Annotated in this window: 17 protein-coding genes; 1 reads left to right on the top strand and 16 read right to left on the bottom strand. The window is 38.5% G+C overall.

Annotated features, from left to right (window positions below; translation table 11 throughout):
* Positions 1-22 precede the first annotated feature (22 nt).
* A complete protein-coding gene (locus MUA51_RS04275) occupies positions 23-436 on the top strand; it encodes a VOC family protein (protein ID WP_262560626.1) in 414 nt (137 codons plus the stop codon).
* A 52-nt stretch (positions 437-488) separates the two neighbouring features.
* On the opposite strand, the gene pyrE is transcribed toward MUA51_RS04275, so the two are convergent.
* The 16 genes from pyrE to MUA51_RS04195 form a co-directional block, all read right to left on the bottom strand.
* The gene (gene pyrE / locus MUA51_RS04270; RefSeq protein ID WP_262560625.1) at positions 489-1,097 is read right to left on the bottom strand and encodes an orotate phosphoribosyltransferase; all 609 of its coding nucleotides are present in this window, start codon (positions 1,095-1,097) and stop codon (positions 489-491) included.
* Positions 1,091-1,789 carry an orotidine-5'-phosphate decarboxylase gene (gene pyrF, locus MUA51_RS04265; protein ID WP_262560624.1) on the bottom strand — a complete coding sequence of 233 codons (699 nt, stop codon included), beginning with the start codon at positions 1,787-1,789 and terminating at the stop codon, positions 1,091-1,093. The genes pyrE and pyrF overlap by 7 nt, the downstream gene beginning before the upstream one ends.
* On the bottom strand, positions 1,790-2,710 hold the full coding sequence (locus MUA51_RS04260) for a dihydroorotate dehydrogenase (RefSeq protein ID WP_262560623.1): 921 nt from the start codon (positions 2,708-2,710) through the stop codon (positions 1,790-1,792). It lies immediately after the preceding gene.
* Positions 2,707-3,471: a dihydroorotate dehydrogenase electron transfer subunit gene (locus MUA51_RS04255; RefSeq protein WP_262560622.1), complete on the bottom strand. Its 765-nt coding sequence runs from the start codon at positions 3,469-3,471 to the stop codon at positions 2,707-2,709. The genes MUA51_RS04260 and MUA51_RS04255 overlap by 4 nt, the downstream gene beginning before the upstream one ends.
* 14 nt (positions 3,472-3,485) lie before the next feature.
* A complete protein-coding gene (gene carB, locus MUA51_RS04250; RefSeq protein WP_262560620.1) occupies positions 3,486-6,659 on the bottom strand; it encodes a carbamoyl-phosphate synthase large subunit in 3,174 nt (1,057 codons plus the stop codon).
* Positions 6,652-7,752 (bottom strand): carbamoyl phosphate synthase small subunit, encoded by a 1,101-nt coding sequence (locus tag MUA51_RS04245; RefSeq protein ID WP_262560619.1) that lies wholly within the window; start codon positions 7,750-7,752, stop codon positions 6,652-6,654. Before MUA51_RS04245 ends, carB begins: the two co-directional genes overlap by 8 nt.
* Positions 7,752-9,029: a dihydroorotase gene (locus tag MUA51_RS04240; RefSeq protein WP_262560618.1), complete on the bottom strand. Its 1,278-nt coding sequence runs from the start codon at positions 9,027-9,029 to the stop codon at positions 7,752-7,754. Before MUA51_RS04240 ends, MUA51_RS04245 begins: the two co-directional genes overlap by 1 nt.
* A gap of 14 nt (positions 9,030-9,043) precedes the next feature.
* The gene (locus tag MUA51_RS04235; protein ID WP_262560617.1) at positions 9,044-9,922 is read right to left on the bottom strand and encodes an aspartate carbamoyltransferase catalytic subunit; all 879 of its coding nucleotides are present in this window, start codon (positions 9,920-9,922) and stop codon (positions 9,044-9,046) included.
* 13 nt (positions 9,923-9,935) lie between these two features.
* On the bottom strand, positions 9,936-11,234 hold the full coding sequence (locus tag MUA51_RS04230; protein WP_262560616.1) for a uracil-xanthine permease family protein: 1,299 nt from the start codon (positions 11,232-11,234) through the stop codon (positions 9,936-9,938).
* A gap of 198 nt (positions 11,235-11,432) precedes the next feature.
* Complete coding sequence (pyrR, locus tag MUA51_RS04225) at positions 11,433-11,957, bottom strand: bifunctional pyr operon transcriptional regulator/uracil phosphoribosyltransferase PyrR (protein ID WP_262560615.1); 525 nt, start codon at positions 11,955-11,957, stop codon at positions 11,433-11,435.
* Between the two features lie 308 nt (positions 11,958-12,265).
* Positions 12,266-13,183, bottom strand: coding sequence for an RluA family pseudouridine synthase (locus MUA51_RS04220; RefSeq protein ID WP_262560614.1), 918 nt, complete (start codon positions 13,181-13,183; stop codon positions 12,266-12,268).
* Positions 13,184-13,186: 3 nt separating this feature from the next.
* Positions 13,187-13,672 carry a signal peptidase II gene (gene lspA, locus MUA51_RS04215; protein WP_262560613.1) on the bottom strand — a complete coding sequence of 162 codons (486 nt, stop codon included), beginning with the start codon at positions 13,670-13,672 and terminating at the stop codon, positions 13,187-13,189.
* 110 nt (positions 13,673-13,782) lie between these two features.
* Positions 13,783-14,100 (bottom strand): hypothetical protein, encoded by a 318-nt coding sequence (locus MUA51_RS04210; protein ID WP_262560612.1) that lies wholly within the window; start codon positions 14,098-14,100, stop codon positions 13,783-13,785.
* A 29-nt stretch (positions 14,101-14,129) separates the two neighbouring features.
* Entirely contained in the window at positions 14,130-14,759 is a 630-nt protein-coding gene (locus MUA51_RS04205) for an ABC transporter ATP-binding protein (RefSeq protein WP_262560611.1), read from the bottom strand.
* Entirely contained in the window at positions 14,752-16,791 is a 2,040-nt protein-coding gene (locus MUA51_RS04200) for a DUF1430 domain-containing protein (protein WP_262560610.1), read from the bottom strand. The genes MUA51_RS04205 and MUA51_RS04200 overlap by 8 nt, the downstream gene beginning before the upstream one ends.
* Positions 16,792-16,924: 133 nt before the next feature.
* Positions 16,925-17,326: a lactococcin 972 family bacteriocin gene (locus tag MUA51_RS04195; protein WP_262560609.1), complete on the bottom strand. Its 402-nt coding sequence runs from the start codon at positions 17,324-17,326 to the stop codon at positions 16,925-16,927.
* Between the last annotated feature and the right edge of the window lie 13 nt (positions 17,327-17,339).

The following is a 17,339-nucleotide window of genomic DNA, read 5'->3' as shown; positions in this document are numbered from 1 at the left end:
ATATGATAAAGGAGTTAAGACGATGCAAATTCCAAAAATAACGACGTTCTTAATGTTTAATGGCGATGCAGAAGCAGCGATAAAAAAATACACATCTCTTTTTGAAGACAGTGAGATCGTGACGATGGTCAAGTATGACGAGTCTGTTCCTGAACAAGCAGGCAAAGTACAACATGCTATCTTCACATTAAACAACCAAGTCTTTATGGCGATTGACAACATTAATGGGACGCCAATCGAAATGACACCTGCAACATCACTTTATGTCACTGTTAAAGATGTCTTTGAGATGGAACGACTATTTAATGGCTTAAAAGACGGCGGCGCTATCCTGATGCCGAAAACATCTATGCCGCCCCAATACCGCGAATTCGCATGGGTGCAAGATAAATTTGGCGTCAACTTTCAACTAGCCTTACCAGAAAAACAAAAATAATAACAAAACCCGCTCAACAAGTTCTTATGCTGAGCGGGTATTTTTATCCGTATTATAATTCGTTACGCCATGACACTAATGTATCAATATCTTCTGAAGTAATCTTACCTTGTGCTTCTGCTACTTCAATCAATTCGTCGTAGTTACTGATTGTATAGAATGGTACTTTTGCGTCACCAAACATATCATCAGCTTTTTGTAAGCCATAAGTGAAGATGGCAACAACACCTAATACATCAGCACCTGCTTCACGCAGTGCTTCTACTGCTGTAATTGAAGAACCACCTGTTGAGATTAAATCTTCAATTACAACGACCTTTTTCCCTTTGCTATTAGCGCCTTCTATTTGATTTTGTTTCCCGTGACTCTTACTTTTTGAACGCACGTAGTTCATCGGCAAGTTCATCTTTTCTGATACGTATGCTGCATGTGGAATACCTGCTGTTGCAGTACCCGAAACAATCTCTACTTCTGGAAAATGTTGCTCAATTAATTCAACGAGTCCATCACGAATCGCTTCACGCACTTCAGGAAATCCTAACGTGACACGGTTATCACAATATATCGGTGACTTGATACCTGAACTCCATGTAAACATGTCGTTCGGTGATAATGAAACTGCTTCAATGTCTAATAATGATTGTGCAATTGCTTTTACCATTTACCTAACCAACTTTCTGTAATTTGTTGATAACTTGCGACCGGATCGTCACTTTGTGTAATCGGTCTACCTACCACGATGTGTGTCGACCCAAGTGCTCTCGCCTGTTGGGGTGTCGTCACTCGTTTCTGATCGTTCACAGCGGCATTTGCAGGTCGCACACCCGGCGTTACCTTCAAAAAGTCTGCCCCGCAGTGTGCCGTAATCGGTGCCGCTTCCAGTGGTGAACACACCACACCGTCCAATCCTGAATCCTGTGCCAATTTTGCGTAATGACATACCGCTTCTTCCATCAACATGTCAATCTTTTGCTCATTATGAAGCTGTTGTTCCGTTGTCGATGTCAGCTGTGTCACCGCAATAATTTTCGTATCAGGATTGGTACGTCGCAACCCTTCGACCGCACGCTGCATCATCACTGAACCACCCGCAGCATGAACATTCACAAGATCAACGTTCAAGCGACCAAGTCCCTCCATCGCCTTTCCGACTGTATTCGGAATGTCATGGAGCTTCAAGTCTAAGAATATATCATGACCTTGTTGTTTGATTACATCGAGTAATGTCGGACCCGTTTGATAGAACAGCTCCATACCTACCTTCACAAACAACGGCGTGTCGAACTTCGCCAAAAATGCCATTACTTCATCTTTCGTCGCAAAGTCCAATGCGATAATCGGTGTATTTTTCATCTATGCACGTCCTCCTTGTGTACGACCTTTCAATTCATGGATATGTGTCACACCCAACTCATCTAAGCGTGCTGGCAATGCATCAATGATATCTTTACATACCGTTGGATTTTGGAAGTTGGCTGTACCGACTGCGACCGCATCTGCACCGACTGAAACGAAGTCAATGACGTCTTGTACATCTTGTACGCCACCCATAGCGATAATTGGAATATCTGGCAATGCCTTACGCACTTCGTACACCATGCGCAGTGCGACAGGTTTGATTGCAGGACCACTCAAGCCACCCACCACGTTATTGATAATAGGTTGACCCGAATTGGCATCAATACGTAAACCAACAAGTGTATTAATCATCGTTAAACCATCTGCATATTCCGCAATTGCAGTCGCCATTTCAACGATATTCGTCACATTCGGAGACAATTTCACATACACTGGCACAGAAGAGACAGCTTTCACTTTGCGTGTCAATTCGGCTGCTACTTGTGGATCCACACCAAACTGCATGCCTCCTTCTTTTACATTCGGACATGAAATATTTAGTTCGAGTGCCTTTACATTCGGTGCTTTTGAGATGTGCTCTGCGACATAGACATAGTCATCTTCAACAGAACCTGCCACATTAGCGATAATCGGTACATCATATTGCTCCAAGGCTTTCAATTCATGCTCCAAAATGTGGTGAACACCTGGATTTTGCAACCCGATTGCATTGATCATCCCACTATCTGTTTCCGCAACACGTGGTGTTTCATTCCCGAATCGCACTTCTTTTGTTGCGGCTTTAATCATGATGGCTCCTAACTCCGATAAGTCATAAAACTGACTATATTCTTTTCCAAAGGCGAAACAGCCACTTGCAGGCATGATTGGATTCTTAAGTGATAAACCTGGTATTTCTACATTCAGTCGACTCATAGTACCACCGTTCCTTTTTCAAATACTGGCCCATCCGTACATACTTTGACATAGTCTGTCGGGCTATCAGGCACATGACAAACACATGCAAAACAAGCCCCTATACCACAGCCCATACGCTCTTCCAATGAGATATAACCCGGCACGTCTTTTAATGTGTACAATTCTGTCAATGCTTTTAACATAGGTTTCGGTCCACATGTGTAATAGATATCGTAATCGACAGGTAGTTTATCAATAACTGTTGTCACAAAGCCTTGCGAACCAAGTGACCCATCTTCTGTTACGATGTGTGTATCTCCTAAAGCCTCGAACTTTTCTTGGTAGAACACATCTTTTTTAGAACGAAATCCGAGTACATGTACCGTTTCTATCCCTTGCGCATTAAGTTGTTTAGAGAGTTCATAAAGCGGTGGCACACCAATACCGCCACCTACAAGCAATGCTTTTTTCTTCGCTTTTTCGACTGGGAAGCCATTGCCAAGCGGTGCAAGAATATCTAATGCATCCCCTTCACGCAATGCTGCTATTTTTTGTGTCCCTGCCCCTTCTGCACGAAACAACATCGTAAAACTTTGATTCGCTGGATCAATCTCACAAATTGATATCGGGCGTCGCAACATATGTTGTGACCCTTGGCCTGCTTTGATGTGTACGAACTGACCCGGTTGCTTTAATGATGCAACAACCGGTCCAGTCACCTTCAATTCATAAATACGATCTGCTATCTGTTCATTCGAAATGACTGTTAATTTTTCCACCGCTTTCGTCCCTCCTACATATTACGCATTGAGAATGTCATACTTTCAATAACGTTCGTTAATGCATTCGCTGTATCTAATGATGTTAAACATGGTACGCCGTTTTCTACTGATGTACGTCGAATTTGGAAACCATCTCGTGCAATTGCCTTACCTTTTGTCATTGTATTGATCACAATTTGGACATCACCGTTTTGAATTTTCGAGATCAAATCATCTTGACCGCCAATTTTGCCAACCGTTTCAACTTTAATACCATGATCTGCTAATTTTTGTGCTGTCCCTGCCGTTGCAATAATTTTATAACCAACCGCATTGAGTCGTTGTGCAATTTTCACCATTTCGTCTTTGTCTTTATCACTCACTGTAATCAGTGCTGTACCGTAGTCTTTCACAGTCATTCCTGCCGCTGTTAATCCTTTGAACAATGCTTTTTCAAGTGTTAAATCACGACCCATGACTTCACCTGTTGATTTCATTTCTGGTCCGAGTGTGATATCTACATTTTTCAACTTGTTAAAGCTGAATACTGGTGCTTTAACGAAGACGCCTTCTTGATATGGTTGAACGCCTTGTTCAAAGCCAAGTTCTGCTAATTTTTCACCCATAATGGCACGCATTGCAAGTTGTGCCATTTGGATACCTGTAATCTTACTTAAAAACGGCACTGTACGACTAGCACGTGGATTTACTTCTAGAACATATACACCATCATGCGCTAATACAAATTGAATATTGATTAAACCGACAATGTTTAAACCTTTTGCTAACTTCACTGTGTACGCTTCAAGTGTGTCGATCTCATCTTGTGTCAATGTTTGTGGTGGGTATACGGCAATTGAGTCACCTGAGTGCACACCTGCACGCTCAATATGTTCCATAATACCTGGAATAATGACTGTTTCACCATCACAAATGGCATCGACTTCAATTTCCTTACCTGTTAAGTAACGGTCTACAAGCACTGGATGATCTGGGCTTGCTTTTACCGCTTCAGTCATATAGTTATGAAGTTCATCATCATTGTAAACAATCTCCATCGCACGTCCACCAAGTACATATGACGGTCTTACGACAACTGGGTAACCAATTTCACGCGCATTATCTAACGCTTCTTGTGCGGATGTTGCTGTTTTACCTTTTGGTTGTGGCACATCGATGTTACGCAATAACGCTTCAAATTCTTTACGGTCTTCTGCTCGGTTCAAGTCTTCTAATGATGTACCAAGAATTTTCACACCGTGTTGCGCTAACTTATCCGCTAAGTTAATCGCTGTTTGTCCACCGAACTGTACGACCACACCTTTAGGTTGTTCAAGATTGATGATGTTCATTACATCTTCTTCTGTCAGTGGCTCGAAGTATAATTTATCAGAAATTGAGAAGTCAGTTGATACCGTTTCTGGGTTATTGTTCACGATAATCGCTTCGTACCCTGCATTTTGAATTGCCCATACTGCGTGTACTGTCGCATAATCGAATTCTACCCCTTGTCCGATACGAATAGGACCAGAACCTAGTACAATGATTTTCTCTTTGTCAGTAACGATAGATTCATTCTCTTCTTCATATGTGCCGTAGTAATACGGTGTTGCCGATTCAAATTCCGCTGCACACGTATCCACCATTTTGTAAACTGGGTGAATGCCATGTTCTTGTCGTAGCTGCGCAACCGCTTCTTCAGTCATTTCAAAACGATGTGCAATCGTACGATCACTGAATCCGTAGCGTTTCGCTAGTCTCAAGTAATCAATGTCATTTTTGTTCTCTTTAAGCGTGTGTTCGATATCAATGATGTTTTTGAATTTATTCAAGAAGAAGTAATCGATTTTTGTCATCTCATGAAGTTCTTCTAATGTTGTACCTCGACGAATCGCTTCTCCGATGAAGAAGAGACGTTCGTCATCTTGTGCTTCGATACGCTTTTTAATGTAATCTAGGTCGAATGATTCACCATTTGGTAATCCAAGATGATGTACACCATATTCAAGTGAACGAATGGCTTTCAATAATGATTCTTCATACGTGCGCCCCATCGACATGACTTCACCCGTCGCTTTCATCTGTGTGCCGAGTTCACGTTCACCTTTTTCAAACTTATCGAATGGGAAACGTGGAATTTTAGAAACGATGTAGTCTAAGCTTGGTTCAAATGCCGCATAGGATGTGCCTGTCACTGGGTTTTTCATCTCATCCAATGTTAAACCGACTGCAATTTTCGCTGCTAACTTCGCAATTGGATAACCTGTTGCTTTTGATGCAAGGGCTGATGAACGTGATACACGTGGATTTACTTCGATAATGTAGTAATTCATTGAGTGTGGATCTAATGCAAGTTGCACGTTACAACCACCTTCAATACCTAAGGCACGAATGACTTTTAATGACACGTCACGCAACATTTGGTATTCGACATCTGACAATGTTTGGCTCGGTGCAACAACAACTGAGTCACCTGTATGAATACCAACTGGGTCAATGTTTTCCATGTTACATACAACAATTGCATTGTCGTTCTTATCACGCATCACTTCATATTCAATTTCTTTATATCCAGCGATTGATTTTTCGATTAAACATTGTGTTGCTGGGCTGTATTTCAATCCGTTCGAGACAACTTCATGAAGTTCTTCATCATTGTGACAAATACCGCCACCTGTACCACCCATTGTGAATGCAGGGCGTACAATCAATGGATAACCCACTTGTTCTTTGAATGCAAAGGCTTGTTCCAATGTATTGACAATGTCACTTTCAGGTACTGGCACGTTAAGTTCGTTCATCAACGTACGGAACAACTCTCTGTCTTCCGCTTGGTTGATTGATGACAGTTCTGTTCCAAGTAATTGCACATTGTTTGATTCTAGAACGCCACTTTCGTGCAATTCAATCGCCATATTCAAACCAGTTTGTCCGCCTAACGTTGGAAGGAGTGCATCTGGTTGTTCTTTACGAATGATACGTGCGATAAAGTCATGTGTTAATGGTTCGATATATACTTTATCTGCAATTTCTTTATCTGTCATAATCGTTGCAGGGTTTGAGTTGACTAAGATGACACGATATCCTTCTTCTTTTAAAGCGAGACATGCTTGTGTACCTGCATAGTCAAACTCTGCTGCTTGACCGATAATGATTGGACCCGACCCAATTACAAGAATTGTTTTAATATCATTTCTTTTAGGCATTATGAACGCGCTCCTTTTGTTTATTTTCTTCCATCATGTCAATAAATTGATCGAATAGATAGTTAGAATCTGTTGGACCCGGACATGCTTCTGGGTGATATTGAACTGAGAATGCAGGCAATGTTTTATGTTTCAAACCTTCTACTGTTCCATCATTCAAAGCGATATGTGTAATTTCAAGATCCGTATTCGCAATCGATGCTTCATCAATCGCATAACCATGGTTTTGACTCGTTAAAGCGATCTTGCCAGTTGCTAAGTCCTTTACAGGATGGTTGGCACCACGGTGACCGAACTTCATTTTGAATGAAGTGGCTCCTTGAGAGAGTGCAAACAACTGATGTCCTAAGCAAATACCGAAGAATGGAATTTTGCCAAGAATACCGTTAATCATGTCTAGCGCAACTTTGACATCATCTGGATCCCCAGGTCCGTTTGATAACATCACCCCATCCGGAGACATTTTCAAAATTTCTTCTGCCGATGTGTCATAAGGTACAACTGTGACTTCACAACCACGTGCATTTAATTCACGAACGATATTTTGTTTCTTACCGAAGTCTACAAGTACCACACGCTTGTCAAAACCTGTTGAGACATATGGCGTTTTCGTTGATACGGTCGGCACCTCTGTTCTTGGAAGCTTCACTGCTTTTAGTGTCTCAACCATTTCATCAATTTCATCTTTGTTATCAACAAATGCTGCTTTCAGTACACCATGCTCACGAATTTTTTTCGTAATGCTACGTGTATCTACACCGCTAATACCCGGAATGTCATATTCTTTAAGTACTTCATCAAATGACTTTTGCGCACGGAAGTTACTTGGGTATGCACACGCTTCTTTCACGACAACGCCATTTAATGTCGGAGTCAGTGATTCGAAGTCGTCGTAGTTCACACCGTAGTTTCCGATTAATGGATACGTGAATGTGATAATTTGTCCTGTATAAGAAGGATCCGAAATCGTCTCTTGGTATCCTGTCATTGCTGTGTTAAATACAATTTCACCTTTTGTTAAGTTATCTGAACCTAACTTAAAACCTGAATAAAATGTACCGTCTTCTAGAACAATATAACGTTTCTCAAACATTATGCGTGTTCCCCCTCATATCGAATGTCGCCTTCTACCATTGTTAATACTGGGTTACCATAAACCTTCTCACCTAAAAATGGTGTGTTTGTTGCTTTTGATAAGAAGTCTTCTGCTTTAATCTCATATTCATCTTCCAAGTTGATTAATGTTAAGTCAGCGAGTTCACCTTCTGCCAAACGACCGTATGGTAAGTTGAATGTTTCCGCCGGTTTGATGGTTAAGTAATCAACCAATTGTTGTAATGTCCACTCTCCTGTTTTCACATAATGTGTATACAATAATGGGAATGCTGTTTCACTACCGACAATACCGAATGGTGCACGTGTCATCGTTTGTGCTTTTTCATCTGCCGCATGTGGTGCATGATCTGTTGCGATACAATCAATCGTGCCATCCAATAAGCCTTCGATCAATGCTGTTTTATCCGCTTGACTACGTAACGGTGGATTCATTTTATACATCGCATCATCACCCGGTACATCATCTTCTGTTAATAACAAGTGGTGTGGTGTTACTTCTGCCGTCACATGAATACCTGCACGTTTTGCATCACGAATCACACGCACACTTTCCTTTGTAGAAACGTGACAAACATGATAATGACAGCCTGTTGCTTCACTGAGTAAGACGTCACGTGCAATTTGGACTGACTCACAAATATTTGGGATACCTGGAATGCCTAATTCTGCACTGCGTTTCCCTTCGTGCATTGCGCCACCGTAAATCAAGCTATTATCTTCACAGTGTGCCACGATTGCTTTACCTTGTTCTTTCGCTTTTTGCATTGCCTCATACATCATTGCCGCTTCTTGTACACCGACACCGTCATCTGTAAACGCAAATGCTCCTTCTTCAGTTAAAGCTTTGAAGTCTACATGTTGTTTTCCTGCTTGACGTTCTGTGATCGCTGCGTATGGTAATACACGAACATGTGCATTATCTGATATTAATTGATTCAATCGTTCCATATTCTCTATTGAGTCTGGGACAGGCTTTGTATTTGGCATTGGACATACCGTTGTAAAACCACCACGTGCAGCTGCTAAAGTTCCTGTTTCAATCGTTTCTTTATGCTCGCCACCCGGCTCTCTTAAATGAACATGAACATCGACAAATCCTGGTGCTAAAAATTGCCCTTTTGCTTCAATCACTGTCATCTCATCTGTCACTTCGATCTCTGGTGCAATTTGTTTTACCTTTTTACCTTCGATTAAGACATCTACCTTTTTCAATGATCCTGCTTCTAAAATTTGTGCATTTTTAATTAATTTCATCTTGTCTCGCTCCTTTAAGATTGTATTGTTTCAGTTAATACAGCCATACGAACGTATACGCCGTTTTCCATTTGCTTAAAAATTCGTGACTTCGGTGCTTCTACAAGGTGATCCGCAATTTCAACACCTCTATTAACCGGTGCTGGATGCATGATGATCGCCTGCGCCTTCATTTGATCATAGCGTGCTTGCGATAAGCCATACTGTTCGTGGTATGCATTGGCTTCAAAACCTTGTTCACCATCACCGTGTCGTTCGTGTTGTACACGTAACAACATGACAATGTCTACATCTGATATCACTTCATCTAATGCAACATACTCACCCGGCATGTCATCATCTTGCCAAATTTCAGGGCTAGAGAAGACTACGTCAGCCCCAAGTGACGTTAGGCTATGATAATTGCTACGTGCTACGCGTGAATTTTTAATATCACCACAAATAACTACTTTCAAGCCTTCAAAACGTCCAAATTCTTCATAAATTATCATCAAGTCAAGCAAACTCTGTGTTGGATGTTGTCCGCTGCCGTCTCCAGCATTAATAATCGGTATCCCCATTTCTAACAGTTGATTGTAGTAATCATTTTCCTGGTGACGGATAACGAGCGCATCACAACCGATGCTTTGTAACGTACGACATGTATCATACAGTGATTCCCCCTTATTCACAGATGAAGTTGCTGTATCAAAGTTGATACGTTTCATATCCAATCGTTGCTCTGCCATCTCGAAACTACATTTTGTGCGTGTAGAATTTTCGAAAAACAGATTGGCAATATATGTGCCATTTAAACTTGGTTGAACGGCACCTGTTTTATATTGTATTGCCGTATCGATTAGATGCTGCATTTCTTCAATAGATAAGTTTGCCATTGAGACAAGATGCTTCATGATGAATCCTCCTCTAATTCTTACCCTTTGGTAGTAATAAGTTTAAGATGATACCTGCTGTTGCCGATAATGCCATTCCTTCAATCGTCAAGTTCACACCAACATCTGATAAGTTCAACATCATGTTACCAATACCGATGACTAAGATAACTGATGCTATGACTAAGTTACGGTTTTTCGCAAAATCAACTTGGCTTTCAACAATCATGCGTAACCCACTTGCTGCAATCGTACCGAACAATAGGATGGACACCCCACCCATAACCGGCGTAGGAATAGAAGATACGAGCGCCGTGAACTTGCCAACAAATCCCAAGATGATAGCAATAACTGCCGCTCCACCGATAACATAGATACTGTAAATTCTCGTGATTGCCAGTACTCCGATATTTTCACCATACGTCGTGCTCGGTGGTCCACCTATAATACTTGAGAACATCGTAGATACACCGTCACCAATGATTGAACGATGTAACCCAGGATCTTTGAAGAAGTTACGTCCAACAATTTTGTTAATAACCATTTGGTGACCGATATGTTCACTTACTGTAACGAATACGATTGGTAACATAACAGCGATAAGTCCAAGGTGCAATGATGGTTGATAGTCTGCGAATGGAATGTAAATATCTGGGAATTGGAACCATTTTGCTTCTGCGACTGGTTTGAAGTCAACAATTCCGAAAAGGATCGCTGTGATATAACCTGTGACAATCCCAATCAAAACTGGGATAAGTGAGAAGAATCCTTTTGCAAATCCTTGTACAAGTAATGTCACAATTAATGTGATCCCGGCAACTGCAACATACGTTAAGTTATAATCTTTCATTGCACTTGAATTTTCAAACATTGCCATATTAACGGCAGTTGGTGCCAAGCTCAAACCAATAACCATAATCACCGGTCCTACAACAACTGGTGGTAACAAATGCATCAACCAGTTCGTACCACTGAAGCGGATTGCAATCCCGATAATGATGTACATCACACCACTCATGAAGAGTGCCACTAACATATCGCCAAGACTATTCGTACTCAAGCCTGTGATAATCGGCGTAATAAATGCGAAACTTGATCCGAGATACGCAGGAATTTTCCCTTTTGTGATTAAAATATATAACAGTGTCCCAATCCCTGATGCGAGCAACGCAGATGACACAGGTAATCCAGTTAAGAATGGTACTAATACCGTCGCTCCAAACATTGCAAATAAATGTTGTAAGCTTAAAAACGCCCATTGCCCTGCTTTCGGTTTTTCATTCACATCGAGTACAGGTTGTACTGTACGTTTAAACATTTGTTCATTTTCCATGTTGTTCTTCCTTTCGTTATAAAAAAAGTCCCTTAACTTGATTCGTTAAGAGACTGGTGGCGTATGACATACTGAAGGGAGTCGAATCATATGAGAGAGGCAGCGTAACACCCCTATCAGCTTATCGACTTGTCGTTCTTTCCTTCTTCAATTATCATACAATACCTTTGCCAGTCTCTCGTACTGAATTAAAAGGTTTTATGTAATTTCAACCGCATTGCGATCGTCTGTTTCTGTTAAATACACATTCACGGATTCATCACGTGACGTCGGGATATTCTTCCCTACGAAGTCTGCGCGGATTGGTAACTCACGATGTCCACGGTCAACCAAAGTTGCTAATCCAATCTTCTTCGGACGACTGTGTAACAAAATCGCATCTAATGAAGCACGTACAGTTCTTCCAGTATATAGTACATCATCCACAATAATCACTACACGATCCGTCAAATCTGTATCAATTTGATACGTCTTGTCATTGACAACATGACGTGTATGCTTATCATCACGAAAACTTGTAATATCAATTGTTCCCGTTGGCACTTGCACATCTTCAATCTGCTGAATTTTTTGTTGAATGCGTTTTGCCAAAAATTCACCACGTGTTTTCACACCGAGTAACACAAGATTTTCAGAGCCTTTGTTGTATTCTAAAATTTCATGCGCAATGCGTGTGACTGTACGATTGATTGCAGATTCATCTAAAATAATACGACTTGTCAACGTAATCCCTCCTTCACATACAAAAAAACTCACGTCTCTAAGACATGAGTTTACTTAAATTACAATCAAGTTCACCATATAGGTGGACGTCTCTCGTACGTCAAACCAATATGCACTGATTGCTTCATCTCGTATATTTCATGTCTTTTGAGCCTCTCTGGACTCCCTATTAAAGACGATATCGTTTTGTTCGTTGTGTTGATAATATCTTACCTTTTTTTTACGTACTTGTCAAAAAAATTTAAGTACCTGCTATGAATCATAATTGTACATGCAGAATTAAATCTCATTCTGACCTCATCATTACACTATATTTCTTCACGTCGTGCTTGTTCAATCACGGATTCAAATGACTCAGGTAATGGTGCTGTACGTTCAATGTATTCGCCCGTACGTGGATGTTCAAAACCAATCACACCTGCATGAAGTGCTTGTCCACCAATATCCGGTGTTTTCTTCGGACCATATTTCGGATCACCCACTAATGGATAGCCAATATACTTCATATGTACACGAATTTGGTGTGTACGACCTGTTTCTAATTGGCAAGATACCAACGTATGGTTTTTAAAGTTTTCCAAAACATTGAAGTGCGTTACAGCTGGTTTACCATCATCTTCAACAGCCATTGATTGGCGATCATTTTTATTGCGTCCAATTGGCGCATCGATTGTACCGAATTCATGCGGAATATGCCCGTGTACAAGTGCAGTATACTTTCGTGTGACTGTTTTTGCCATTAATTGTTCTACGAGTGCACGGTGTGCGACATCGTTTTTCGCAATCATCAGTAAACCTGACGTATCTTTATCAATACGATGAACAATACCTGGTCGAATCTCACCGTTGATCCCTGACAAGTCTTTAATTTGATACATCAAGCCATTTACAAGTGTTCCTGAGTAGTGCCCTGCTGATGGGTGTACCACCATACCTTTTGGTTTATATACGATGGCAACATCTTCATCTTCATAGTAGATATCTAAGTTTAGATTTTCTGGTTGAATATCTGCTTCGATAACTTCTTTTTCTGTGACAACCACTTGGTCATCTAACTTTAATTTATAGTTTGATTTGACTGGTTTGCCATTCACTGCAACCAAGCCTTCTTTGATCCAATCTTGAATCTGACTGCGTGACCATTCACTATTGAATCCGGGTAAAACCTTATCTATACGTTGTAGATGATGTGCTGCATCTTCTATTGTAAATTGATGTTGTTCCATAAATTACACCTTTCTCTTATCGTTTGTTTTATCTGTTAATAGGAGAATAACAAGAATCGCTACGCCAATTGTTAAACTTGCATCTGCAATGTTAAAAATTGGAAAATCATAGCCAAAAATAACGGTATCGACAAAGTCAACAACTTCTCCATTTAATACACGATCTATAAAATTCCCCATTGCTCCAGCAAGAAGCAATGTAATCGCAACTTGCATCGTCATATGATTCTGAGCTTCTTTGATATAAAAAATAATCAATGCAATGATAATCACAATCGTAATCAAGTAGAAAAAAAACATTTGTCCACTTAAAATACCCCATGCTGCACCATCATTACGATGTGATGTAATATTTAGGAAGTGCGGAATGACATTGAACGATTCACCAATCGTCATCTGTGTCGCAATGACCCACTTCGTTAATTGATCTGCAATGACTACGATGAAAAATATGATAAGTGATAACCCGATATAATATTGTCGTTTCATCCAAATTAATCCTTTCTATATGGATTCATTGCTACATTATACCATTTGAAACGTCAGAAAGGTACTTATCATATAGAAACATGCATCTGAAAACATACAATCAGATATTTTTACTTTCTTTGTGATTCACAATGAATACGATGTTGTCTTGGAATTAATGTATGTGGATGACGCTTTTTATGCTTTTGATACGTGTAATCTACAATTTTGTCTCTAATTTGACTTAACCACGAATCATCCGTATTCTCAGGTAAATGTATCATATCCAGCGAATTATTAGGTTTCTGCACATAAATACTTCCATCCATATCATCGACAATTTCACATCCTCCATGAACTGCATATTGCGGTGTATCATGGAACATAATATAAGCGATATAGATGATTACTAGTAACAAAACAATAAATGAAAAACATCCTTTTCTCATAATCTCATCCATTTCGCCTTGTCATCAATTCAAATTATAATGGCATCTAAATCAATTTCTTTACTACCAATATCAAAATACATAGGCTCATGTGTCGCTAATACAACCGTAACACCTGATGCATTCAATGCTTTAAATATCTCAATCACGGTATCGCTGTTGCGGTCATCTAAATTACCTGTCGGCTCGTCAGCGATAATAACACTCGGATTTTTTAAAATTGCACGTGCAATAGCAATGCGCTGTTGCTCCCCACCACTACACGTATAAACTTTTGTATTGAGTGGTAAGTTTGCTAATCCTACACGTGTCATCACTTCTTCGATACGTGCTTGATCTTTTTTATGCACATTCAAAGGCAACGTTAAATTCTTCAACACAGATTCATTTTCTAACAGGCCATAGTGTTGATACACATAAGCGATATCATCACGTTTAAAGGGTAACTTATCTTTCTCTTTTTGTATCACTTTATCTTTAAACGTAATTGTACCTGAATCAGGATTTTCCAATAAGCCAATAATATTCAATAACGTTGACTTTCCTTTTCCACTGGCACCATGTATAACAACAAAGTCGCCTTGTTGAATTGTTAAATCAAAATTTTCAAAAATGCGCTTGTGACCGAACGACTTATTAATATTTTGTAACTTAATCATCTTTCTTCCCCTTCAATACGAGATTGACATTTTCACGGTTTAACTTCATAAATGTGTACACGACAGATAACAATTCAATCATAGTGATTGCCCAAAAGACGGAAATCGCAATGATATTATGACTCGGCAACAAAAGAACTCCCATGAACACATGTAAAGATACAATAAAAAGTATCATCCACTTATGAATCGACCAGTAGCTATACCCCAAAGTTCGTTTGAGAAAAATTAAAAATTGGAATGACTTGAAGTAGATTTGAATAAAAGTCAATGTCGTAAGTATGAAGGTAATACTTGTTAACAAAGCTAGTCCTGTGTATTTGTATATTTCCTTCTGCAACTCTTTTACAATATCTACTTTCGTGTCGTAAACAGAAGTTACGCTTCTAATCACACCATCAAGTTTATGTTTTTTCAAACCTTCATGGATTGTTTCATACGGATTATCTAAATAACTTTTAAAATAATAGTCATTTGAATAATAATGCTCATAATCTAATGGATCTAAATTTCCTGTTTCAATCACAGCAATTGGTGCAACAACTGTATTCTTAGCCCCACCAATTTCAGCATTATACGTAAAGTAATCTGTATCATTTTTTACCCATATAATGTTGATATTTAATGATGGATCTATGCCTTTACGCCTATGTTCAATATTTTTTTTGAATGTAAAATATTCCCTAAAGTTTGTTTTAATTTTTTGTTCATACCGCTTTAATTTAATAGGAACAAGTATATTTAATGTTTTGTCTTCTTTCTGCATATATCGCATAACATTATCACCTTGATTCGTTTTAATAGGATGTCTTTTTAAATAATGCATATCAATAACAATAGTTTTACCATTGGATTCAATATCAGCATTCTCTTTTGCATTCAATTGATATAAAAAGTAATTACCATCAAAATAAAAATTTTCAATATCGACAATGAACCCTTGGCTATCTGAGCTTAAAAAATAGTTCTTAGTTTTAACACTGATAGCTTTATCTATACTTCGATTTTTAACTTGCCCTACTTCATACATATTTGTTGTATAGATATTTTGTGTAATGTCCCAATGTTTTAAAGAAACTATTTGTTTTTGATAGTCTTTGTAGTTAGAAATAATCTGCAATGTTGACATTGTGACCAAAACAATCGCAATTACTGAAATCATCATATACATGGTTATCAATACATATTTACTGAAACTATGGCTGTTTCTAGCGTAATGAATCACAAAAAAATGAACAATTACTGTGATAAAAATAGACAACAATACAATTAATAACACTTCTATCAATATAACAATAAATAATGCAATATGAATGTAGGTATCTTTGTATATCATAATATAACTTAATAGTGCCAAAATCATACTGGATACTATATATATCCATATATATTTAGATAAGCCATGAATTATAAATTTTACAATTTGAGATTTTCGGTATCCTAAATCATAAAGAATCTTTAATTGTTCTTTTTGATTTAATAAATCATGCAACAGTACAGCGAATAATAGCACGATTAAAAACACTGTTAAAAAAGTACTAAAGAAGTCTAAGGACAAGCTATCAAAAAATGAATGATCCATAATATATGTCGATCCTACATTTTGATTTATGAGTGTATTTACTTGTCGAACACCATCCTCATTCCCTTTTAAATAATATATTCCTTCTTCGGTAAGATTCGTTTTATTTAAAGGGAAAACTTTAATCTGTAATTCACTATCAAAAAGTTTTAAATTTTTATTTTTGCCTGCTTCTTGTCTTAATTGATGATCTGTTGTATTAATCAATATTTTATAATCATTAACATATGTAACTTTTGTTATTTCGACATTATATTTCTTTGATAAATATGTAAAATATGACCATGCATCTTTAGCATGTTTTTTAGGGACAGTATCAAAATAAAAGTTAATCTTTTTAGTGTCTTTCTCAATATGATTATAAAAAGCATTCGATTTAGCCGAATCTATCACTATCAAACTCAATGTCAATGAAATTGCCACACATAAAAATAAAATGATTTTTTTCATACAATCCACCTCAAATCTATCAGATACACCATTTTTATGTAGATGTATGAATAGAAAGCGATACTAAATATGCTTTCTATTCATTACATCTAACCTGTTAATTACTCATTACAATTTCAAATTGTTTTTTCCTTTATTTATGATCATAATATGCTTTGTTGCCATGTTTTGTTTTCTTTAGTTTTGCAGTTGCTAAAGAACCTGGTTTATGCCAAGGAGTACCATTATAGCCTCCTTTACCATTAACAACAGATGCTCTTGCCTCTTTTTTATAATGTTTATATCTGGAAATGACATACGCGCTATTAGTGCCACGAATCCAATAACCACCATTCACCGGTCCAGCCGCAATATACTTGAAAACTGTGCTGTCTTGGTTTGAAGGTTGATCTAAAATTTCTGAGCGAACTAAACCGTTATAGTTGTCTACATTTTCTGAACCACCATTGCTACTTCCTTCATCTGCATTTGCAATGCTACCAAGTCCTGAAATGCCAAGTGCTAAGAGTGAAGATAAAAGAATTGATTTTTTCATAAAAATCTTCCTT

This window comes from Staphylococcus sp. IVB6214 (assembly GCF_025558585.1).
In the GTDB taxonomy this organism is placed as follows: domain Bacteria; phylum Bacillota; class Bacilli; order Staphylococcales; family Staphylococcaceae; genus Staphylococcus.
The sequence above is the reverse complement of the archived record's forward strand: the minus strand, read 5'-3'. Positions and strand labels throughout refer to the sequence as shown.